We start from the raw sequence: 21,746 nt of genomic DNA, 5'->3' as shown, positions 1-21,746 counted from the left end.
GGAACGGGGGCCGGGGGACCGGTCCCGGTCCCACGGCCCCCGTGCGCGATGGCCGGGAAGGCTAGTCGCGGGTGAGCTTGCGGTGGGTGACCGCGTGCGGACGCGCGGCCTCCGGGCCCAGACGCTCGATCTTGTTCTTCTCGTAGGACTCGAAGTTGCCCTCGAACCAGAACCAGCTGGCGCCGCCCTCCCAGGCGAGGATGTGCGTGGCGACGCGGTCCAGGAACCACCGGTCGTGGGAGGTGATCACGGCGCAGCCCGGGAAGTCCAGGAGCGCGTTCTCCAGCGAACCGAGGGTCTCGACGTCCAGGTCGTTGGTGGGCTCGTCCAGGAGCAGCAGGTTGCCGCCCTGCTTGAGGGTGAGCGCGAGGTTGACGCGGTTGCGCTCGCCGCCGGACAGGACACCGGACTTCTTCTGCTGGTCGGAGCCCTTGAAGCCGAACGCGGCGACGTAGGCGCGGCTGGGGATCTCGACCTTGCCGACCTGGATGAAGTTCTCACCGTCGGAGATGGTCTCCCAGACGTTCTTGGAGTCGTCGATACGGCCCCGGTACTGGTCGACGTAGGAGATCTCGACGGTCTCGCCGACGTTGATGGCGCCCTTGTCCGGGGTCTCCTCGCCGACGATCATCTTGAACAGCGTGGTCTTGCCGACACCGTTGGGGCCGATGACACCGACGATGCCGTTGGGGGGCAGCGAGAAGCCGAGGTCCTCGATGAGGACGCGGTCGTCGAACCCCTTGGTGAGGTTCTTGACCTCGACCACGGTGGTGCCCAGGCGGGGACCCGGCGGGATCTGGATCTCCTCGAAGTCCAGCTTGCGGGTCTTGTCCGCCTCGGCGGCCATCTCCTCGTAGCGCTGGAGACGGGCCTTGCTCTTGGTCTGGCGGGCCTTGGCGTTGGAGCGGACCCACTCCAGCTCGTCCTTGAGGCGCTTGGCCTTCTTGACGTCCTTCTGCCCTTCGACCTTCAGGCGGGCCTGCTTGGTCTCCAGGTAGGTGCTGTAGTTGCCCTCGTAGGGGTAGAACTGACCGCGGTCCAGCTCCAGGATCCACGTGGCGACGTGGTCGAGGAAGTACCGGTCGTGAGTGATCGCGATGACCGTACCGGGGTACTTGGCCAGGTGCTGCTCCAGCCAGTTCACACTCTCGGCGTCGAGGTGGTTGGTGGGCTCGTCGAGGAGGAGCAGGTCGGGCTGCTCCAGCAGCAGCTTGCACAGGGCGACGCGGCGCTTCTCACCACCGGAGAGCATGGTGACGTCGGCGTCGCCGGGCGGGCAGCGCAACGCGTCCATCGCCTGGGCGAGCTGGCTGTCCAGGTCCCAGGCGTTGCGGTGGTCGAGCTGTTCCTGGAGCCTGCCCATCTCTTCGAGCAGGTCGTCGGAGTAGTCCGTCGCCATCTGCTCGGCGATCTCGTTGAAGCGGTTCAGCATCGCCTTGGTCTCGGCGACGCCGTCCTCGACGTTCTCCAGAACGGTCTTGGACGAGTCGAGTCGGGGTTCCTGGGCGAGCAGACCGACCGTGAACCCGGGCATGAGGCGCGCCTCACCGTTGGACGGCTGCTCGATGCCGGCCATGATCTTCAGAAGCGTCGACTTACCCGCACCGTTGGGGCCCACGACACCGATCTTGGCTCCGGGCAGGAACGACCCCGAAACGTTGTCCAGGACGACCTTGTCGCCGTGCGCCTTGCGCACGTTGTTCATGGTGTAGATGTACTCCGGCATGCCTCCCAGCCTAGGGCGTCGGGGGAGATGCCCCCGCCATCGCGTGGGCGGAGGGGCCGACCCGCACCCCTCCGCGCCGGGTCACTCCCAGGGGCCCTGCTCGGGGGCGGACCCCCGCCACCGCTCCACCGGCAGCCCCCAGGCCAGGGCGCGGCCCATGAGCACGGCCATGGAGTATCCGGGGTCGGCGGCGAGGGCGGTCTCGACGGCCGCCATGGCGAGAGCGTCGTCACCGTGCTGCCAGGCGGCGACCGCGGTCAGCGCCGCGGGGGCGGCCCGGCGCCGTGCGGGCAGGTGCCGGGCGACCCGGGCCCACAGGTCGCGGTGGAGGAGGGCGGTGCGCTCGGTGATGGCGGCCCAGGCCCGATCCCGGATCCGTAGGTGCGCGAGGTGGACGCCGAGCCAGGCGATCTCCTCGTACCCGCGGATCCCGTCGCCGTCGCGCTCGGCCTCGATGGCCTCGCGGACCGCGCCGAACCCTCTGCGGACCAGCGTCGTCTCCGACATCGCCCGCGCCCGCCCGTCGACCTCCTCCGCGAGGGCGTCCATGGCGGCGCGGGCCTCTCCCCCCACGGGGGTCAGCAGTCCGCGGACACGGTCGAGGTCGGCCAGGGCGACCCGCAGGGGGCGGGCCGGTGCGATCCCGCGCAGCACCGCCCCGGCGGGCACCGGCGAGCTGTCGATGTCGACGACGGTGCCGCCGGGCGGACAGCAGGAGGGGGAGACACAGGTGTAGGACCAGTAGCGTCCGTCGGTGACCCGCAGCGCGTCGATGATCGCGACCCCGCGCTCGCGAGCGGCGAGCAGGAGGGCGTCCACGTAGGGAGTGACCAGCCCGGGCGGTCCGTAGGCGACGATGAGCAGCCCTCCGCACCCTTCGGCGACCGCCAGGTCGACGGGCGGCCGGGCACGCTGGGCGGGTGTCAGGTGCCGATGGGAACCGTCCAGCGCCCCGCAGAACGCCGCGTGCACGCCCGCCCCCTTGGCCGCCAGCACCACGATGCCGGGGTCGGGCGGCTCACCGACGATGTACGGCATGCCGGCGATGATGTCGATGGGGCTGCGCAACGCCAGCCGCCCGCCCACCGGCACGCGACCCTTCGCGTGTCCGTCGTCTCCGGGCCCGTCCCCCTCCCCCGGTCCCGGACCGGGCCGCGCATCCGCCGCCGAGGGACCGTCCACCGTGCCGCCGCCCTCCGGGACGGGGGAGCCGGCGTCCGCGTCGTCGGCCCGTGTCTCCGGCGCGGACCGCGCCCCTCCGCCCGGCAGGCGTTCACCGGCGTCCTCGGAAGAGGACGCCCCCTCCCCGGGAGCACGGAGGTCGCCCGTGGGACCACGACCGGATGTCCCACGCCGACGCGCGAGCCCGCTCGGCGAAGGCCCGGCCCTCCCATCGGAGGCGGGCACCTCCTCGCACGGCGGGCGGGGATCATCCGAGACGTCCCGCACGGGCCGCCCATCCGCCCCCGAGAGGCCGTCCACCGCGCCGCCGCCCTCCGGGAGAGGGGAACCGGCGTCCGCGTCGTCGGACGGCGGAGGGAGGTCGTCCGAGGCTCCCGGAGCCGGGCGTGCTCCCCGGGGCACCGGGTCGCCCGGCGGGTGAGGGGCCCCCGGGGCGGAGGGCGACGCCTCCCTCCCGGGCGGGCGCGAGCCGTCGGAGGCGTCTCGGGTCGGGGGGCGGTCCCCCCTCGGGGAAGGACCGTACGGAGCGACGGCGTCACAGGACCCACCGACGCCCGCCCGTGCGGAAGCGGGCGGGCGATGACCGTCGGAGGCCGCGTCCATGGGCGGTCGGGGTGCGGGGATGGGGGGTGCGGGGCTATCGACGCGACGGCGGCGCGGGAGGCGGGAGTCGTCGGAGGCGGAGGCGTGAACGGAACGATCCTGGTGGAAGTGCATGTCTTCACGGTGCGTGATCGGACGGCCGCGCGCAATGGGCGCCCGCCGCCTGTGGAAAACCCCGCTCCACGCGAACGGCGGGCCCGAGGGACCCGCCATCGGCGTTCGTCAGGCCTCGATGATGCCCTGCGGTCCCGCCTGGTCGGGTGCCGGACCCGTGCCCTGGCTCTCGCGCGGTTCCGGGACCTTGCCGTCCGTCTTGGAGCGCCCGCCGGGCAGGCACACCCGGTTGCGCCCGGTCTCCTTCGCGCGGTACAGCGCCAGGTCGGCGGCGGTGAGCAGCTCCACCAGGTCGTTGCCGTGGTCACCGATGACGGCCACACCGATCGACACCGTGATGGACACCTGCACCCTGTCCACCGCGATCTCCATGCAGCCCACCTCGATGCGCAGCCGCTCGGCGGCCTGCCAGGCCTCATCGACGTCGGAGCCGGGCAGCAGCACCACGAACTCCTCCCCGCCGAACCGACCCAACAGATCGGACTGGCGCAACTGCTGCGAGATGGTGGTCGCCACCCCCAACAGGACCTGGTCGCCGAAGAGGTGTCCGTGGGTGTCGTTGACCCGCTTGAAGTGGTCGATGTCGATGATCAGCACCGCCGACCGGCCGCGCGCGGCACGGGAACGGGCGATCTCGATCGACGCCTCCTGCTCCCACGTGGGCGCGTTGAGCAGCCCGGTCTTGGGGTCGGTCCGCGCGGCGGTCTGCAACTGGTGGTAGAGGAGGCTGCGCTGGAGCAACAGGATCGGGGGGACCGCGATGGGGAGCAGGAACAGGGAGATGTGGACCAGCACCGCCACGGTGATCCCCACGCAGATCTCGACGACGTCCACCAGGAGGGACTCCCGGTCCCACAGCGGGGGCAGACCGTGCCGGGAACCGCTGCTGATCCGGAGCGCCAGGGAGACGAGGAAGGTGTTGAGGACGGTGAACACGATGCAGCAGCCCAGGGCCGTGAGCACACCGGGGGCGGTGGCCAGTCGCTCGGACACCTCGGCGACACCGCTCAGGCCCTTCATCAGGTCACCGGCGACGAGGGTGTGCCAGGCCACCGACACGAGGAATCCGGACAGGCCCACCGCCGCCGCGTTGAACACCCGCCGGTACACCAGGGTCTGCCGGGTCCGCCGCTGGAGGAGGAGGAAGATCGGGATGGGGATGATGAACGAGTAGACGGGGGGCAGCAACAGGACGACCGGGAACCACCAGGCGCCCAGCAGGTCGCGGTTGAGTCCGGCGTGCTTGGTCGTCCCCAAACGGCGGCTGCCCTCGACGCAGACCGCCGCGCCGGCCGCGAACACCGTGAAGGCGACGAGGTCCATGACGGAGAAGGCGGTCATCGCGAACGCCACCCCGAACAGGAACAACGCGCTGACCAGGAGCAGGGACATGTAGACGATGAGCCCGGGGGGCTCTTGGAGGAACGGCCAGCGCGGCCGATCCTCGGTGGGACGATCAACCGGCACCGTCGGCCTCTCGGAGATGCTCACTCCAGCGCCCTTCCTTCACTCTCCACTCTGTGATCCCTCTCTCGCACCGTTCCGATCGGTTCACCGCCCCTCACGGTTCTCCCTTCGACGGGCTTTTCTCGCCCGGCGTTCCCTTACAGTGCCACCCGGTGATGGTGCCTGGGTAGACGTGTGACCGAAGAGTTGACGATCTCCCGGATGGCCAGGCGCCACCCCCACACTTTACATTACTTTGAGTAATAGATTAATTGCTTTATGTAGGAACCCTGGGGTGAGGCGGCCAGGACGGGGTACTCCGTTCCATCGGGCCCCCTTCGGGGGGTTGGCCGCGACGGAGATCTGAGGCATTCTGCTCTGAGGCCCGGAGGTCGTTCTACGACGATGGAGAGCCTCCGTCCGGTCCCCGGTTTCCCGTCCCCGGAAATCCGCCTCCCTGAGATCCGAAGGAGTACAGATGGTCGGCAACGGTGTCATTTGGGTGTGACCCCCACCTGCCCATGGCACGGGGCCCGGAGGGGGCGGCTTGATGCCACGCCCTCCGGGCCCCGGGCCTCACGGGTGATCGCGCCGGGCGGTCACCCCGACGTTCACTCCTCCGGTGCCCGCGCCACCTCGTGGGCGGCCCTGAACGCCCGGTAACGGGCCAGTTCCGCCTCCATCGGCTCCACCACGCGCGCCACCGCGATCTCACGGACCTTGACCTGCGCGGCCCGTTCCACGTCCTCCCGGCGCTGCACGGCGGCCACCTCCACGAGGTTGCCGCACCCGACGCCGGTCAGCCATCCCACCGCCAGGGCGGCGGCCACCAGCGCGGCGGCGTAGGCCACGAACACCGCGTCGTCGAACATCGCGACGCCGGTGATACCCCCGCCCAGCCGACTCACCAGCGCCACGACCGCCCACGTCAGACCGATCCCGGCCACGGCCAGCAGGGCGAACTGCACGGACCTGGCCACCCGCCACCACGACGGGCTCTGGTCGGGGTCTCCCACGGCGGAGGACACGGCCCCGCCCAGTTCGGCGGGCAGCTCGGCGACCGAGGTACGGGCGGCGGCCCGCATCCGGCGCCGCCACGGCGCGGGCATCTCCTCGGAGACGGCGTCGGCCGCCTCCGAGAGCACCGTCTCCAGTTCGGCCTCGTGGGCGTCCACGGGGCCGCCGAGCACCTGATCACCGTCCTTGCGCAGGAAGTCGAGCTGTACCGCGGCCAACGGGTCCTTGCGCAGTCGGGCGGCCCGGCGCGCCACCGGCCAACCGACCCGGCGGCGGCCCCGGCGAACGTCGTTGGCCTCGACGGCGTCCGCGACGGCCGCGACGGCGGCGGCCCCGGCCAACCCCTCCTGGACGCGACCGCGCACCTCGGCGGAGACGGTCTCGGGGATCTCCTCGTCGCCGATGTGCTCGGCGAACGGGACGACGATCCGGTCCAGGTCGGCGACCAGCCGGTCGACGAGGGCGCGCCGGTCGCGCACCGCCTCGGCGAGGAACTCCTGGAGGTCGCGGACGCCCTGGCCGGTGAGGGTCGAGGTGGTGAGCACCCGCGGGTGCACCCCCGACTCCGATTCCAGCAGGCGGCGCAGGTCGGTGAGGAGCTCCTTGAGCTCGTCCGGTTCGACCTTGTCGACCTGGTTGAGCACCGCGACGGTGACCGCGCCGTGCCCCGCCATCTTGGCCAGGTAGCGGTGGTGGACGGCGGCGTCGGCGTACTTCTGCGGGTCGAGCACCCACACGAGCAGGTCGACCGAACCGATGAGCCGGTCGGCCTCGGCGGTGTGCGCGCTGCGGACCGAGTCGTGGTCGGGCAGGTCCAGCAGGACCAGGCCGGTCAGCTCGGAGTCATTCGAGTCCAGGACGCTGGTGCGCGAGTGGCGGTAGCGGGTGGGCACACCGAGCCAGCTCAGCAGGGCGTCGGCGCCCTCGTGGCCCCACACGCAGGCATGCGCCTTGGACGTGGTGGGCCGGGTGATGCCGGTCTGGGAGAGTTCCAGCCCGCACAAGGCGTTGAACAGCGACGACTTACCGCTGCCGGTGCCGCCGGCCAGGGCGACGACGGTGTGCTCGGCGGACAGCCGCAACCGGGCGCCGGCGTGGTCGAGCAGTTGTCCGGCCCGGGAGAGGAGTTCCTGGGGCAGGTCGCCCTGACCCAGTTCCACCAGGGTGGACAGGGCATCGAGCCGCTCGATGAGTTCGGCGCGGCTGGTGTGCCTGGTGTACTGCCAGGAGTCGTGGGTGGTGGGCCGGTACTCCTCGTCCGGGTCCACGACCCGGAAGGAGCCGGAGACGGCGGAGGGCCCGGGGACACGACGGGGCAGCGGGGCGTCCTCCTCGTCCGAGGACGTGTCGGGGACGGGGTCCCCCTCGGCCTCGATCGAGGGTTCCTCCGGGTGGACGACGGGTTCGGGGGCCCGGAAACCGGTCTCCTCCTCCGTGTCCGGTCCGGCGAGCAGATCGGACCCGGTCGCCGGGGCGTCCTCGGGAACGCTCTCACCGATGGTCTCCTCGGCGCCGTCGGAGACCTCCGCGGCGTCCACGCCATCGGTGGCCCCGGGGACGCGTTCGACCCGGGCACGGCGGCCCGTCGGCGGAACGGCCGCGAAGGCCCCCGTCGTGGTGCTGCGCCCGGCGATGCGGGTGTCGTCGGCGGCCTCGGCGAGGCTGCCGACCCACCCGGCCAGACCGTCGGGGTCCTCGTCGGCCCCCTGGGCGCCGGGCCGGGCGTTCCGGGGCGGCGCGGAGGCACGCGCGTGACGCCCGGAACCGCGCTGGGAGGACCGGGCGCCGGTCCCACCGTCCTCCGCCGCGCCCTCCTCGTCCTCGGAGGCCTCGGGCGCGCTCGCCCCTCCCCCGCGCGCGGCGGTGCCGGACGGGTCGGGGTAGGCGGAGATCCCGTCGTGGGCGGGCTCGTCCGCCTCCCCACCGGAGTGGGCGTGGTCCGGATGGTCGGGGACCGGCACGGTGTAGCCGCGCCACGGTCCGCTCTCCGGTTCGGAGGAGGCCCCTCGGGGGGCGCTCCCTTCCCGTGCGTCGGTGGCGTCGGGGTCCCCGTGCGCCTGCCCGGGGTTCCACTCAGTCGTCATCGTGCTATCTCAAGGTTGTACGTGGCCTGGTAGAGCTGGACGGCGGCGTCCTCGGAGGGGATCTCCGCCGACGCCAGCGCGGCGTCGAAGGGGATCCGTTCCCGGTCGAGCAAGCCGTTGACGCGGCGGATGAGGTTCTCCCGCGCGTTCGTGCCGATGCTGCGCAGTGACTGCGCGCCGAACAACCCTTTGAGCAGGCGTTGCGGAGAAGGGCCGGAGGGCTCCGCGGCGTGCGCGCCGCCCCCGGAGCGGGACCGCTCGTAACCGAGCAGGTCGATGATGAGGATCAGGGTGACGATGTCGCGATCGAAGGTGACCAGTCGGGCGACGGAGCGTTTGGTCGCCCCGGCCTCCCCGGTCATCTCCGCGATGTCGCGCTGCCACTCGCCGATCTCCTGGCGTATCTGCTGGACCAGCAGGCCGGTGCCGGGCCGGTTGAGAGCCCCGGTGGCCAGTTCGTCGCCACCGGGGACCTCCCGCCAGACGCGTTCGACCTCCTCGGAGGCGCGTTCGCAGGAGGAGACCACGAGGGCCTCCAGGGAGTCGCGGACGGCGCGTTCCAAGGCGGCCACCCGCTGCCCCCGTTCGGCCTGCTCGGCCCGGCCCGCCTTGCGGGCGCGCTTGCCGCGCGGGCGCAGGCTGCGGGCGAGTTCGCCGCTGGCGGCGACCTCCTGCCACCGGGCCATCAGGGAGCCGCGCAGCAGGGAGCCGTCGCTCAGACCCGTGCCGATCCGCCCGCGGGCGTCGGCGTAGGCGGTGTCGACGGCGGTGGTCATGACGCGCCCCGCCTCGATCTGGGTCTCCACCTGGCGTGCCAGTTCGGGGACCCGGGTGCGGAAGCTGTCGATGACGCCGATGAAGGTGCGCCGGGACACCCGGTCGCGCTGTTCGGCCTCACCCGCCACGTCCGCGAGGAAACCGCGGATGTGGTCGGCGACGTTGGAGGTGAAGCGCTCCCCCCGGATCTGGTCGGTCTCCGGGATGGCGAACCGGGCCGCGGCGCCCAGACCGTTGGCCTCCAGCATGGCGCCGAAGTGGTCCAGGAGTCGGCGGCGCCCCCGGCGCGGCACCCGGGACAGCACGACCGCCATGGAGGTGTCCCGGTCGCGGGCGACCTGGAGGAACTCCCACACGCGGGCGTCGGCGTAGCGGCTGCTGGTGGTGACGAACACCCACAGGTCGGCGGCGTCGAGGAACTTGGCCGCGAACTCGTGGTGGGCGGCCACCGCCGAGTCGACGTCGGGGGTGTCGAGGAGGGCCACGCCGGGCGGCATGGCCTCGGTGGCGGCCAGGACCAGCATGCCGTCCTTGCCCGGCATGGCCAGGCCCTGCTGGCGCACGCGGGGGAGGGACGGGATGAAGGAGGCCTCGCTGAACCAGTCCACGTCGGCCGGGTTGCACGCCAGGACGGGGCTGTTGGTGGTGGGCCTGCGCACGCCGGTCGTGGTGACCTGCTCCCCGACCAGACTGTTGACCAGGGTGGACTTTCCCGCCCCGGTGGACCCCGCGACCGCGATGAGCAGCGGAATGTCGGGACGGCGCACCCTGGGCAGCACGTAGTCGGTGAGCTGGGCGAGCACGTCGGCCTGGAGGACCCGCCCCTCCTCCGCCCCGGGGAGGTCGTCGGCGAATGCGAGGTCCCGGATCTGCTTGCGCAGTGATTCCAGCACCTGCTCGAACCGATCGTCCTCAGGAGCGGGGGCACGGTGTTTGGCGGGTCCGGCCGGAACGGGGACGGTGGGCCCCCGCCGGGCCTCGTTGATGGCCCGGGGGTCCTCCTCGGGCAGCGGTCCGGGGCCCTGGGCGGGCTGGTCGGAGGTGGCGGCCGGTCCGGTACCGAACCGATCCGCGGGACCGGAACCGGTGGTGTCCGGCGCGGCCGACGGCCGGGTCATGATCGGTATGCCCTCCTCATCGGTGCTGACGGTTCCCTCCGGGTGGGCGACGCCATCGGGGGGTGTTATAGGAGATCGCGCCCGGTCGCGAGTCGATGGGTCTCGAACTGGGTTCCGGTGTGCAGTATGTCAAGTTCCCGCGCCGTTTGGACCACTTCTCCGATGATCACCACCGCCGGGGGCCGCACACCGGCCGTCGCGACCGAAGTCGCGATGGTGGCCAGCGTACCCGTGACCGTCCTCTGTCCGGGCAGAGTCGCCTCTTGAACGACGGCGACGGGAGTGTCCGGGGAGCGCCCGTGGGCGATGAGCGCGTCGGTGATGGCGGACAGGCGTTCGACGCCCATGAGGACCACGACGGTGCCGCCGGCGCGGGCCACCCCCTCCCAGTCGACGGTGGACCGGGGATCACCGGGTGCCACGTGGGCGGAGATGATGTGCACGTCCTGGGCCACGCCCCGGTGGGTGGCGGGGATCCCGGCGGCGGCCGGGGCGGCGAGCGCGCTGGTGACCCCGGGTACGGCGATGACGGGGATCCCGGCCCGGGCGCAGGCGGCGGCCTCCTCTCCCCCCCGGCCGAAGAGGAAGGAGTCCCCGCCCTTGAGGCGGACCACGAACTTCCCCTGGCGGGCGCGGTCCACGATGACGCGGTTGATCTCCTCCTGGGCCATGGATCGGCCGTAGGGGATCTTCGCGGCGTCGACGATCTCCACCTCGGCGGGCAGCCGGTCCAGAAGGGAGGTGGGGGCGAGGCGGTCGACGACCACGACGTCGGCCTGGGAGAGCAGTTGTCGTCCTCGGACCGTGATCAGACCGGGGTCGCCGGGACCGCCGCCGACGAGGGCGACTCCGGTGAGGCGTTCGCGGCCGCGGCGGGCGTCCAGGGTGCCGTCGGCCAGTCCTTCGACGATGGCGTCGCGCAACCCGGCGGACCGGAGCGGGTCGCCGGAGGCGACGACGCCGACGGTGATGCCGCCCTCGGTGCCGCTGGCCGGCGTCCAGGCGGAGGAGGCGTGTCGGTCGTCGGCGCGCACGCACCAGATCCGGGCGGCCTCGGCCTCTTCGGCGACGGCGGCGTTGACGGCCGGGTCGTCGGTGGCGGAGTGGACCAGCCAGTAGGCGGGGGCCGCGCGCCCGGCGACGTCGCCGGGCGCGTAGGCGCGTGGGATCCAGGTGAGGCGGCCGGCCGAGGCCAGGTCCTCCAGCGCGGCGGAGATGGCGGGGGCCACGAGGGTGACCCGGGCGCCCGCGTTCAGGAGGACGGGAACACGGCGTTGGGCGACACGGCCGCCACCGATGACGAGGACGTCACGGTCGTGCAGACGCAGGCCGAGGAGATAGGTCACGGGTCGCGCCCCTTCGGTCGTCGGTTCCGGCCCCCGGCGACGACGGCGGGGTGCCGGCGGGCATCGTCCCGATCGAGGTCGATGAGGGTCTCGGTGCCCGCCGACCGCCGGCGATGGTTCGGCGATTGCTCCAAAATACCTTGTCAAAGCGGTATTACGGAGAGATGAACGGATCCTCGGAACAGGTGTGAGACCGCCCGCACCGTGCGGTGCGGGCGGTCTCGCCGCTCAACGGGCCTGGGAGACCCCGGCGTCGTCGAAGGTGGCGACGTCGCGCAGGACCCGGGCCGCGCCCTGGAGCAGCGGCAGGGCCAGCAGCGCGCCGGACCCCTCGCCCAGACGCATCTCCAGGTCGATCAGCGGACGCAGGCCCAGGTGTTCCAGCACCAGGGAGTGGCCGGGTTCGCTGGAGCGGTGTCCGGCGAAGAACGCGCTGCTGGACTCGGCGGAGATGGCCGCCGCGGCCAGGGCGGCCGAACCGGCGATGACGCCGTCGAGCAGCACCGGGACGCGCAGGGCCGCGCCGCCGAGGATGAACCCGGCCAGGGCCGCGTGCTCCAGTCCGCCCAGGGCGGCCAGGGTGCCGATGGGGTCGGCGGGGTCGATCGGGTTGGCGGCCAGGGCCCGCCGGACCACGTCGATCTTGTGCTCGTACATCGCGTCGTCCACCCCGGTGCCCCGGCCGGTGGCCTCCGACGGGTCGGCACCGGTGAAGGCGCAGATCAGGGCGGCGGAGGGGGTGGTGTTGGCGATGCCCATGTCGCCGGTGACGAGGCAGCGGTTGCCGGCGGTGACCAGGTCGCGGGCGACCTCGATGCCGCTCTCCAGGGCTCGCATGGCCTGATCGCGGGTCATGGCCGGACCCTGGGTGATGTCGGCGGTGCCCCGGGCGACCTTGCGCGGCAGCAGGCCGGTGGCCTGCGGCAGGTCGGCGACCACGCCGACGTCCACCACGGTGACCTCGGCGCCGACCTGGGCGGCGAAGGCGTTGACGACGGCCCCGCCGTTGAGGAAGTTGTGCACCATCTGCTCGGTGACCTCCTGCGGCCAGGCGGTCACCCCTTGGGCGTGGACGCCGTGGTCGCCGGCGAACACGGCGACGGCGGCCGGTTCCGGGATGGGCGGGGGGCATTCCCCGGCGAGCCCGGCGAGTTGGACGGACACCTCCTCCAGGATTCCGAGGGAGCCTCGCGGCTTGGTCATCCGGTCCTGCCGGTCCCGGGCCTCCTCCACCGCGCGGGTGTGCAGGGCTCCCATGGCGGTGATGGTCTCCTCCAGCAGGGTCGTGGGCTCCTGGCCGGGCAGACCGCGGCGACCGTACCGGTCGTGGTGCACGGCCCAGGACAGGGGGCGTCCCTTGGCCCAGCCGGACAGGCTGAGCTCGGGCTCGGTGGGGAACTCCTCGACGTGGCCGACGCACAGGTAGGCGACGACCTCCAGGTGGGAGGGGAGTTCGAGGGCTCCGGCCACGTCGCGTTCGTCGACGAACCCGACCCAGCCCACGCCGAGGCCTTCGGCACGGGCGGCCAGCCACAGGTTCTCCACGGCGAGGGCGGCGGCGTAGGAGGCGCTCATCGGCTTGGCGTGCCGGCCCAGGGTGTTGCGGATCCCGCGGGTGGGGTCGACGGTGACGGCGATGTTGATCGGCGCCTCGGCGACGGCCTCGACCTTCAGTCCGGAGAAGGCCCGGGCCCGGGTGCTGGGAAGGGAGTGGGCGTACTCGTCGCGCTCGCGCAGGGTCAGGTCCAGGACGCGGCCGCGCAGTTCGGGGTCCTCGATGACCACGAAGTCCCAGGGCTGGGAGTGGCCGACGCTGGGCGCCCGGTGCGCGGCCTCCAGGACCCGGGTGAGCACGTCGGGGTCGACGGGATCGGGGAGGAAGCCGGTGCGCACGTCGCGCCGGTCGTTGATGGCCCGGTAGACGGCGGCTCGGGTGGCCTCGTCGTAGGCGTGGTCGACCCGGTCGGCGAGGACGGTGGGGGCGGGCCGGACCGGTGCGGGTGCGGTGCGGTGCGGGTCCGCCGGGTACGGCTCGGGCGGGAGGGCCGCCGCTTCGTGTGCGTGCATGCTCTGTTCTGCTTCGCTGGTCGCGGGGGCGGGCCCCACGGGTGTCCGGTCGGCGGTGGCCGCCGGGTGGTCCGGTTCGGTCGTCTCGGATGTGTCCGCGAACGCCTCCCCGGCGTGGTCGCCGCTCCCCGGGACGGGGTCGGGGGTGTTGCGGAAGGGGATCACGTTGGGCCGGGACGGCGGGGTCGGGGCGGGCCCGGCGGGAACGACGGGCCCGGCGGGGGCGGGGGGAACGGAGGCGGGAGGAACGGGTCCGGCCGGAGTGTGCTCCGGGCGCCCGGTGGGGGCGGGCCGCCGGGGTGCGGCGGGGACGGGGTCGACCGGAGCGGGCTCGGGGGGTCGGACCTCGGGGGTCGGTTCGGGGCGCCGGAACGGGTTGGTCCCGGCCGGGCGTCGCGGACGGGTCCCGCGTCCGCTCTCGGGCAGGCCGTCGAGCAGGCCGCCGAGCGGCCCGAGACCCGGTGCCCCGGTGCCCCGACCGTGGGCGTCCTCGTCGCCGGGCCCGTCGTATCGGGCGTCCTCGCGGTCGCCATCGGTCATGATCGCCCCCAGTGAAGGTGTGTCGACTACCCGTTCCCACTGCTCGTTCCGGTGTTCGACCGGTAAGCGTAGCCTGCGGCGGCGCGCCGCTCGCACGGGTCCCCGGGCCTCGGCGGATCGGCGTTCGACCTCGTGTCCCAAGACCCTCACATCACCGCCAACTGTGCCAGAGTCACCCGGGGGGCGCCCGGACCGTGTCCGATATCTCCCTCGCCCGGGCGCAGGGGAGCAGGTCCCGGAGGGTGTCGGAAAGGCTCCTGTTCCGGGGATCGCGTGCGGCGAGGCGGATCCGACCGGGCCCCGGGCCGGGGCCCTCTTCGCCGCCGGGGTCCCGGTGCCCGACGTGCGCCTCCCCCACCCCCGACCGTCCTTCATGGGGTGGGAACACGTCCAATGTTCGTCCTCGCGGCTCGGCGCGACCGGATTCCGTCACGGAGAACACGCACTCCGCCACCCAAAGTGGTCACGGGTGTGCCAGAGTGGCCGGGTCTCCCCCACCCCGGACGCACCCATCGCGCATCCGAAGGAGAACGGACACACCATGCGACGACGCGCCTTCCTCACCGGTGCCACCGCCGGACTCGCCGCCCTGGGCACCGCCCTCCCGGCCCCTCGCGGCGCTCTGGCCGCGGACGGCCACACGGTCCCCCGTGTCCTGGCCCAACCCGCCCCGGCCGGCCCCCTCGTCCACCCGAAGGGGCCGTTCGACGTGATCACCGTCACCGGCGGGCCCGGCACCCGGGGCGCGATCCGCTTCGAGACCCCTTCCGGACTCGGTTCCTGGGAACACCTCCACCTGCACGCCGAAGGGCGTGACGACCACGCCCCGGCCGGCTCCGCCCTGGTCCGCGCACCCGAGGGGGCCACCGGGTACGAGGTCGACGTCGATGGGAGGACCGCCGCCGTGAACCTGTTCGACGGCGAAGGGCTGCGCGTCGGCGGCCCCGAGCGGACCACCCTGTCCGCCCCGGACGCGACCTCCGTCGAGGTGGCCGCCGTGCGGCTGCGCACCCGCGCCGGCTGGGGAGCGGACGAGTCCTGGCGGTTCGACGAGGAGGGGAACGACCTGTGGCCGGCGGTGTTCCACCCCGTGCAGGCCCTCACCGTGCACCACACCGCCATGGCGACCACCGGCGATCACGCCGCCGACGTGCGCGCCGTGTACTACCTGCACGCGGTGGAGCAGGCGTGGGGGGACATCGGCTACCACCTGCTGATCGACCCCGACGGGGTGGTCTACGAGGGTCGGCACTCCGGTGAGGACGGTCTCCCCGTCTTCTCGGGCGTCCCCCTTCCGGGTCGGGCGCGTTCGGTGACCGCCGGCCACGTCTACGGGGTCAACCACGGCAACATCGGTGTCTGCCTGCTCGGCGACCTCACCGACGCCCTGCCCACGCGGGCGGCGCGGAACTCCCTGGTGAGCGTGCTGCGCCTGGTGTGCGCGGTGACGGGTGTGGACCCCCGGGCCGAGATCGACCACGTCCGGCCCGACACCGGGGCCGTCACGCCGGGGCCGGCGTTGGGGCGGCACCGCGACTGGTCGGACACGGCCTGTCCCGGTGACGCCTTCGCCGAGGTGTTCGACACCACGATCCGCGACCGGGTGGCCCGAGGCCTGGTCTGAGCGCCGTCGGTGGCGTCCGATGTCGCCCCCCGCTTCCGAGCGATCGGTGGGGACGGGCGCGAGGACGCGCTTAGGCTGAGCCTCCGAGCCCATCGTCCCTCGGGAGAAGTCCGGTGACCACCGCCCAACAGCGCCCCGTCCTACCCTCCATCATCCTGGAGACAGAACGTCTGCGCCTGCGTGCCTTCGTCGAGGAGGACATCGACGACGTGTACGCGACCTGCAACGACCCCGAGTTCCAGCGGTGGCTCCCCCTCCCCCGCCCGGGCGCGCCCTACACCCGGGCCGACGCCGAGCTGTGGTGCCGGGAGATCGCTCCGGGGACGCGCATCGGCGGCGAGGGCCAACAGTGGGCCGTCGTCGCGAAGGACACCGGTCGCCTGGTCGGCGCCATGGGTCTGGTGCGGGTGATGTGGGAGGCGATGAACGCCGAGATCGGTTACTGGGCGTCCCCGTGGGCCCGCGGTCGGGGGTACACCGGCGAGGCGGTGGTGGCGGTCTCCCGATGGGCCCTGGACCAGGGTTTCCAGCGGTTGGAGATCAAGGCCGCCACCGCCAACATCGGTTCGCGTCGGGTGGCGGAGAAGGCGGGGTTCACGTTCGAGGGCGTGGAGCGCAGCGCCATGCCCCTGCACGAGGGCCGCACCGATCTGGCCGTGTACGGTCTGATCCCCGCCGACCGGGCCTGAGGCGCCCCCGTACCGCCCGTGACCGCGCCCCGGCCTCTCCCGCTCGCCGCCCGGCACCCCGGGGCGGACGCGCCCGCGCTCCGCGCGCCCGACCGCGGCGGTCTCAGCCCCACACCCGGGACAGGGACCAGGTCCCGGCGACGATGTCGTGGCGCAGTTCGTACACCCCCTCGGAACCGGCGGCGCCGGCCTCCAGACGCCAGTGCGCCATCCGGGCCGGCCGGGGTCCGCGCACGGGCCGTCGGTCCTCGTGCGGGGCGACCCAGTGGTCGATGATCCGGCGCACGCCGTAGACCCTGCCGTTCCAGGTGAACCGGGCCGGCCGGCCCGCGTCCTCCACGACCGTGACCTCTGCCCCGTAGTACCTTCCCACGACACTTCCCCTCGGCATCGACCCCTCCGGCCCCTGTGTGCCCGTCCGTGGGGAAGATACGGACAGTTTTTCGAACGCGTGTTCCCACAGTAGCGAAATCGACCGAGCCGTGGAACCGTTTCCCCGGGGGCGGCATCACCTCTCCTGACCGATGTGCGACACCCCCGCGCGAACGGCCCCTCCCGGGGCTCGGGCACCTCCGGGCCGACAACGCCCGGCGTGTCACCGTCGGTACGCTGACAGCACCCCATCCCCGATCCATGCGAGGACCCTCCACCGTGACGTCGAACGGCCAGCAGAGCGGCAGACCCCTGCGCGCGGGCGACCCCCAGGAACTCGGTGGCCACCGCATCGTCGGCCGCCTCGGCCGCGGCGGCATGGGCACCGTCTACCTGGCGGAGGATGCCTCGGGACGCCGCGTCGCCGTCAAGCTCATCCACCCCGATCTCGCCGACGACGCGGCGTTCCGGGCACGGTTCGCCCGCGAGGTGGAGTCGGCCCGCCGGGTCGCCCGGTTCTCCACGGCCGGTGTCATCGACGCGCGGTTGGACGGCGACCCGCTGTTCATCGTCTCCGAGTACGTTCAGGGACCGAACCTGGACGAGGCGGTGCGCCAGGGCGGCCCCATGACCGGCGGCACCCTGGAGGGCCTGGCCATGGGCGTGGCCGCCGCGCTCACCGCCATCCACGGGTCGGGCATCATCCACCGCGACCTCAAGCCCGCCAACGTCCTGCTGTCCCCGGTCGGCCCCAAGGTGATCGACTTCGGCATCGCCCGTGCCCTGGACGACTCGGGCGGCGGGGTCACCCGCTCCAGCCAGCTCATGGGCACCCCCTCCTACATGGCACCGGAGCTACTGCTCGGCGAGAAGCCCACGGCCGCCGCCGACATCTTCGCCTGGGGTTGCCTGGTGGCCTTCGCGGGCATCGGCGAGGCCCCCTTCGACGCCCCCACCGTGCCGGCCGTGCTGTACAACATCACCACGGCCCCGCCCCGGCTGGAGGGGCTGGAGCCGAGCCTGTACGACCTGGTCGCCGCCGCGTTGGACAAGGATCCCGCGCGGCGGCCGACCTCTCAGCGGATCCTGGCCCGGCTCACCGGGCAGGAGGATCCGCCCGAGGCCGAGGTGCGGCGCACCATCACCGACGCCTGGGCCGCGCCGAGCGGTGCCCCGGTCCCGGGCACACCGCCGGGACAGGGACATCCGACGGCCGGGTCGGCCACCCCGTCCCATGGACAGACCCCGCCCGACGGGGCCACCGACCAGGTCCGGGAGCCCTCGTACCCGGTGCCCCCGCCCGGCGGCGCGCCGGCGGGGGCACCGGTGCCGCCCACCCGGTACGGGATGGACCCGGCACAGTCCCACGCGCCGGGCGGGCAGCGGTCCCCCTACCCGCCGCCGGGTCCGGCGCACCACGGTCCCAGCGGCGGCCAGGCGCCACCGACGTTCCACGGACGGGCCCACTACGGCCCGACCGGCGGGCAGGCGCCTCCCACGCGTCAGACACCCGGCGGGCACTCCTCGCCGCCGCACGACCGGTACGCCTTCGGCGCCCACGCCGGTCCGGGCGGTCCCGGTACCCCGGTGCCGCCGCGGGGCGGATCCGACGCGAACGGCTCCCCCGGGGGCCGGAAGCGCCGGCTGCTCGGTATCGGCGCGGGCGTGGGCGCACTCGTGCTGATCGTCGGCATCGGTGCGGTGGCCCTGTCGAGTCGCGGCGAGGAGGTCCCGCCGAGCACCTCGCTCATCGACATCGACTTCAGCCAGAACCCCGAATGGGAGACTCAGGTCTTCGACCCGGAAGAGGACCGCGACGGTTACTGGGCCGGCCAGCGCGGATACCTGCTCACCTGGGACGGTGGGAACCCCCACCCCTCCCGGGGTGCCCGCGTGCCCTTGGAACTCCCGGGGGAGCGGGACGTGGCGTCCGGGGTCGTGGTGAGCACGCGGGCCTACGTGGTGGAGGGTGCGGCCGCGGGGACGTTCGGAGTGCGCTGCTGGTACAACATCGACGACGCTCGCGACGACAACCTGACCCGGTACGAGGCCCTGGTGCGCTTCGACGGGGGACGCGTCGAGCTCCACCGGGTCGACGAGGCCGCCGGCGGCGGACGCGAACTCGCCAGTAGCGGCGACATCGGGGATTTCCAGACCTACCCCGCGATCGACCCGAATGCCGGGGACCGCTCTTACGACGCGTCCGACCCCTACGACTTCGACGCCGAGAGCGTTCCCACCAACAGCATCACCCTCGCGTGTCGCCACCACGATGGGGAGGACGGCGACGAAGAGGAGCGTATGGACCTGTCGGTGTGGGTCAACGAGGAGCACGTGCTGTCGTACACCGACGACGACCCGCTCCCCGACAACGCCGAGGAGCCCGGGGAGCGGCGCCAGACCGGGATCATGGTCCGGCCCGGGCCGGGCCAGGAGCCACTCGGCGTGCTCTTCACCGACTTCTACATCGGCGAGATTCCCGAGGAGGAGACCCACTGAGCGTTCGGAGACCGGCCGCGGTCGGTCTCCGGGCCACGGACGGGGGCGGGGCCGCCTCCGGCGCCCTTCCCGGTCCGGCGGAACCGCCGGTGGTCTCCTCCGCCGACCGGACGCACGCCGAGGCCCGGCGCCCCGGGGGCCGGGGCACGCGCGGTCTTCCCGTGACGGGTCCGACCGTGGTGCGGTGCCGCCCCTCACTGGCATGATGCCGGGGCACCCGCATTCGGCAAGGAGTGGAAGCATGCGCGCCATCGTCATCGAGGAGACCGGTGGACCCGAGGTCCTGCGGCCGTCCGAGGTACCCGACCCCGTCCCCGGCCCCGGTGAGGTCCTCATCGACATCGAGGCCCGGGGGGTCAACTTCATCGACATCTACCAGCGTGGCGGCCTGTACGACGTCCCCCTGCCCTTCGTGCCGGGGATGGAGGCCGCCGGGGTGATCACCGCCGTGGGCGAAGGCGTCGAGGACCTGTCCGTGGGGCAGCGGGCGGGGTGGGCGATGGCGCCCGGCGCCTACGCCGACCGGGCCGTGGTCAAGGCGTCCCTCGTGGTACCCGTGCCGGACGCGGTGACCTCCGAGCAGGCCGCGGCCCTCCTGCTCCAGGGCATGACCGCCCACTACCTGACCCACTCGGTCCACCCGGTGGCCGAGGGCGAGACCGTACTGGTGCACGCGGCGGCCGGGGGCACCGGCCTGCTCCTCGTCCGACTCGCCAAGGAGCTGGGCGCCCGCGTGATCGGCACGGTCTCCTCCGAGGAGAAGGAACGGATCGCCCGGGAGACGGGCGCGGACGAGATCATCCGCTACACCGAGACCCCCGTGGCCGAGGCGGTGCGCGACCTCACCGGCGGCGAGGGCGTGGCCGCGGTCTACGACGGGGTGGGGCGCGACACCTTCGACGCGAGCCTGGCGTCGCTGCGTCCGCGCGGTGTGCTGGCCCTGTTCGGGCAGTCGTCGGGACCTGTGGAGCCGGTGGACCCGCAGCGGCTCAACGGCGCCGGTTCGGTGTACCTGACCCGGCCGTCCCTGGCACACTTCGTGGCCGACCGACGGGAACTGCTGTGGCGGGCCGGCGACCTGTTCTCCCTGGTGGGCGAGGGTCGACTGGACCCGCGGATCGGAGGCCGCTACCCGCTGGCCGAAGCGGGCGCCGCCCAGACCGACCTGGCCTCGCGCCGGACCACCGGCAAACTCGTCCTGGTCTGACCGGACACGCGTCCGACACGCCGCGCGGCCGCCGATCGCGTGTCGGCGGCCGCGTCCGAAGACGCCGGTCCGTGTACCGGGTCGATGACCGCCCGGGGCCCGGTCGGGGCCGGGCCCCGGCGCATCCGACGGCTCCGGCCCGACCGGCCCGAACCGGAGCGTCGGCCCTCCCGACGGACGCGGTGCGGGTCACCCGGATCCGGTCAGTCCTCCTTGCGCGGGCGCGGGGTGGCCTCGGGGTCGCGGACACCCGCCACCCCGGCGCGGCGCACGTCGTCGCGGGCGTCCGCCACCGCCTGCCGGGCGGCCTCGGCCGCCTCCACGGCGGCCTGGGCCGACGCCGAACGTTCCGCCGGGTCGGGCCCGGTGAGCTGGGCGGGCCCCGCCGGCCCGGCGTCCTCCCCCTTCTCCGTGGAGGGGCCGGAGCGTGCCATGTCCCCGGCGAAGGCGTGGCTGACGTTCTTGACCGCCTCGGTGAGCTCGCCCGGAATGACCCAGAACGTATTGCCCTCCCCGTTGGCCAGATGCGGCAGCGTCTCCAGGTACTTGTAGGCGAGCAGCTTGGCGTCGGCGTTGTTGGCGTGCACCGCCTGGAAGACCCGCTCGACCGCCTGGGCCTCACCATCGGCCCGCAGGATCGCGGCCTGCTGGTCGCCCTGAGCCTCCAGGATCACCTGCTGGCGGGCGCCCTCCGCCCTGAGGATGCGGGCCTGGCGTTCACCCTCGGCGTGCAGGATGGCCGCGCGCTTGTCACGGTCGGCCCGCATCTGCTTCTCCATCGCCTCCTTGATGGTGGGCGGCGGGTCGATCGCCTTGATCTCGACCCGGTTGACGCGGATGCCCCACTTGCCGGTGGTCTCGTCCAGGACCCCGCGCAGCCGGGTGTTGATCTCCTCGCGGGAGGTGAGCGTGCGCTCCAGGTCCATGGAGCCGATGACGTTGCGCAGGGTGGTGACGGTGAGCTGGTCGATGGCCTGGATGTAGTTGGCGACCTCGTAGGCGGCGGCCCGGGGGTCGGTGACCTGGTAGTAGAGGACGGTGTCGATGTTGACGACGAGGTTGTCCTCGGTGATGACGGGCTGGGGGCGCGAGGTGAACACGTGCTCGCGCAGGTCGAACTTGGTGTTGACGCGGTCCACGCCCGGGATGATGAAGTTCAGCCCGGGGACGAGTGTTCTGGTGTAGCGGCCGAACCTCTCGATGTTGTACGCCCTCGCCTGGGGGACGATGCGGATCGACGACAAGGCGATGGCCACGAAGAGGACCGCGAGAATGATGAAGGGTATGACCGGATCGATCATGTTCGGTACCTGACCTCGGATCGTGTCTGCGGCT

13 protein-coding genes are annotated in these 21,746 nt (G+C 73.0%); 4 read left to right on the top strand and 9 right to left on the bottom strand.

The annotated features are described in order from the left end of the window. Positions 1-61: 61 nt before the first annotated feature. From ettA to cobT, 7 genes are all read right to left on the bottom strand, one after another. On the bottom strand, positions 62-1,726 hold the full coding sequence (ettA, locus tag PWG71_RS08780) for an energy-dependent translational throttle protein EttA (protein ID WP_274809060.1): 1,665 nt from the start codon (positions 1,724-1,726) through the stop codon (positions 62-64). A gap of 81 nt (positions 1,727-1,807) precedes the next feature. After that, positions 1,808-2,812: a DUF4192 domain-containing protein gene (locus PWG71_RS08775; protein ID WP_274809059.1), complete on the bottom strand. Its 1,005-nt coding sequence runs from the start codon at positions 2,810-2,812 to the stop codon at positions 1,808-1,810. Between the two features lie 921 nt (positions 2,813-3,733). Beyond that, positions 3,734-5,116 carry a GGDEF domain-containing protein gene (locus PWG71_RS08770; protein WP_274809058.1) on the bottom strand — a complete coding sequence of 461 codons (1,383 nt, stop codon included), beginning with the start codon at positions 5,114-5,116 and terminating at the stop codon, positions 3,734-3,736. 566 nt (positions 5,117-5,682) lie between these two features. After that, positions 5,683-8,172 carry a GTPase gene (locus tag PWG71_RS08765; RefSeq protein ID WP_274809057.1) on the bottom strand — a complete coding sequence of 830 codons (2,490 nt, stop codon included), beginning with the start codon at positions 8,170-8,172 and terminating at the stop codon, positions 5,683-5,685. Further along, complete coding sequence (locus PWG71_RS08760) at positions 8,169-10,067, bottom strand: dynamin family protein (RefSeq protein WP_274809056.1); 1,899 nt, start codon at positions 10,065-10,067, stop codon at positions 8,169-8,171. The genes PWG71_RS08765 and PWG71_RS08760 overlap by 4 nt, the downstream gene beginning before the upstream one ends. Positions 10,068-10,132: 65 nt before the next feature. After that, positions 10,133-11,413 carry a uroporphyrinogen-III C-methyltransferase gene (gene cobA / locus PWG71_RS08755; protein ID WP_274809055.1) on the bottom strand — a complete coding sequence of 427 codons (1,281 nt, stop codon included), beginning with the start codon at positions 11,411-11,413 and terminating at the stop codon, positions 10,133-10,135. Positions 11,414-11,641: 228 nt separating this feature from the next. Then, positions 11,642-14,020: a nicotinate-nucleotide--dimethylbenzimidazole phosphoribosyltransferase gene (gene cobT / locus PWG71_RS08750; protein ID WP_274809054.1), complete on the bottom strand. Its 2,379-nt coding sequence runs from the start codon at positions 14,018-14,020 to the stop codon at positions 11,642-11,644. A gap of 541 nt (positions 14,021-14,561) precedes the next feature. Here cobT and PWG71_RS08745 point away from each other — a divergent pair. Next, positions 14,562-15,644 (top strand): peptidoglycan recognition protein family protein, encoded by a 1,083-nt coding sequence (locus PWG71_RS08745; RefSeq protein ID WP_274809053.1) that lies wholly within the window; start codon positions 14,562-14,564, stop codon positions 15,642-15,644. 113 nt (positions 15,645-15,757) lie between these two features. Further along, the gene (locus PWG71_RS08740) at positions 15,758-16,333 is read left to right on the top strand and encodes a GNAT family N-acetyltransferase (protein WP_274809052.1); all 576 of its coding nucleotides are present in this window, start codon (positions 15,758-15,760) and stop codon (positions 16,331-16,333) included. 103 nt (positions 16,334-16,436) lie between these two features. On the opposite strand, the gene PWG71_RS08735 is transcribed toward PWG71_RS08740, so the two are convergent. After that, positions 16,437-16,724, bottom strand: a complete 288-nt coding sequence (locus PWG71_RS08735) for a DUF6504 family protein (RefSeq protein WP_274809051.1) — start codon at positions 16,722-16,724, stop codon at positions 16,437-16,439. Positions 16,725-16,984: 260 nt separating this feature from the next. Here PWG71_RS08735 and PWG71_RS08730 point away from each other — a divergent pair, with 260 nt between their 5' ends. Together PWG71_RS08730 and PWG71_RS08725 are read left to right on the top strand one after the other, a co-directional pair. Continuing rightward, positions 16,985-19,204, top strand: a complete 2,220-nt coding sequence (locus PWG71_RS08730; protein ID WP_274809050.1) for a serine/threonine-protein kinase — start codon at positions 16,985-16,987, stop codon at positions 19,202-19,204. A 241-nt stretch (positions 19,205-19,445) separates the two neighbouring features. Next, positions 19,446-20,411: a quinone oxidoreductase family protein gene (locus PWG71_RS08725; RefSeq protein ID WP_274809049.1), complete on the top strand. Its 966-nt coding sequence runs from the start codon at positions 19,446-19,448 to the stop codon at positions 20,409-20,411. Between the two features lie 203 nt (positions 20,412-20,614). Here the strand turns inward: PWG71_RS08725 and PWG71_RS08720 are convergent, their stop codons facing one another. Next, positions 20,615-21,712, bottom strand: coding sequence for an SPFH domain-containing protein (locus PWG71_RS08720; RefSeq protein WP_446724990.1), 1,098 nt, complete (start codon positions 21,710-21,712; stop codon positions 20,615-20,617). Between the last annotated feature and the right edge of the window lie 34 nt (positions 21,713-21,746).

The sequence above is a fragment of the Nocardiopsis sp. N85 genome (assembly GCF_028882275.1).
GTDB classification, from domain to species: domain Bacteria; phylum Actinomycetota; class Actinomycetes; order Streptosporangiales; family Streptosporangiaceae; genus Nocardiopsis; species Nocardiopsis lambiniae.
This window is presented reverse-complemented; position numbering and strand designations above follow the sequence as displayed.

What these genes read in the sequence shown, in the direction of transcription:
- PWG71_RS08735 (WP_274809051.1), bottom strand. Translation starts at nt 16,724, where the DNA reads ATGCCGAGGGGAAGTGTCGTGGGAAGGTACTACGGGGCAGAGGTCACG.
- PWG71_RS08720 (WP_446724990.1), bottom strand. Translation starts at nt 21,712, where the DNA reads ATGATCGATCCGGTCATACCCTTCATCATTCTCGCGGTCCTCTTCGTG.
- cobT (WP_274809054.1), bottom strand. Translation starts at nt 14,020, where the DNA reads ATGACCGATGGCGACCGCGAGGACGCCCGATACGACGGGCCCGGCGAC.
- PWG71_RS08725 (WP_274809049.1), top strand. Translation starts at nt 19,446, where the DNA reads ATGCGCGCCATCGTCATCGAGGAGACCGGTGGACCCGAGGTCCTGCGG.
- PWG71_RS08760 (WP_274809056.1), bottom strand. Translation starts at nt 10,067, where the DNA reads ATGACCCGGCCGTCGGCCGCGCCGGACACCACCGGTTCCGGTCCCGCG.
- ettA (WP_274809060.1), bottom strand. Translation starts at nt 1,726, where the DNA reads ATGCCGGAGTACATCTACACCATGAACAACGTGCGCAAGGCGCACGGC.
- PWG71_RS08765 (WP_274809057.1), bottom strand. Translation starts at nt 8,172, where the DNA reads ATGACGACTGAGTGGAACCCCGGGCAGGCGCACGGGGACCCCGACGCC.
- PWG71_RS08745 (WP_274809053.1), top strand. Translation starts at nt 14,562, where the DNA reads ATGCGACGACGCGCCTTCCTCACCGGTGCCACCGCCGGACTCGCCGCC.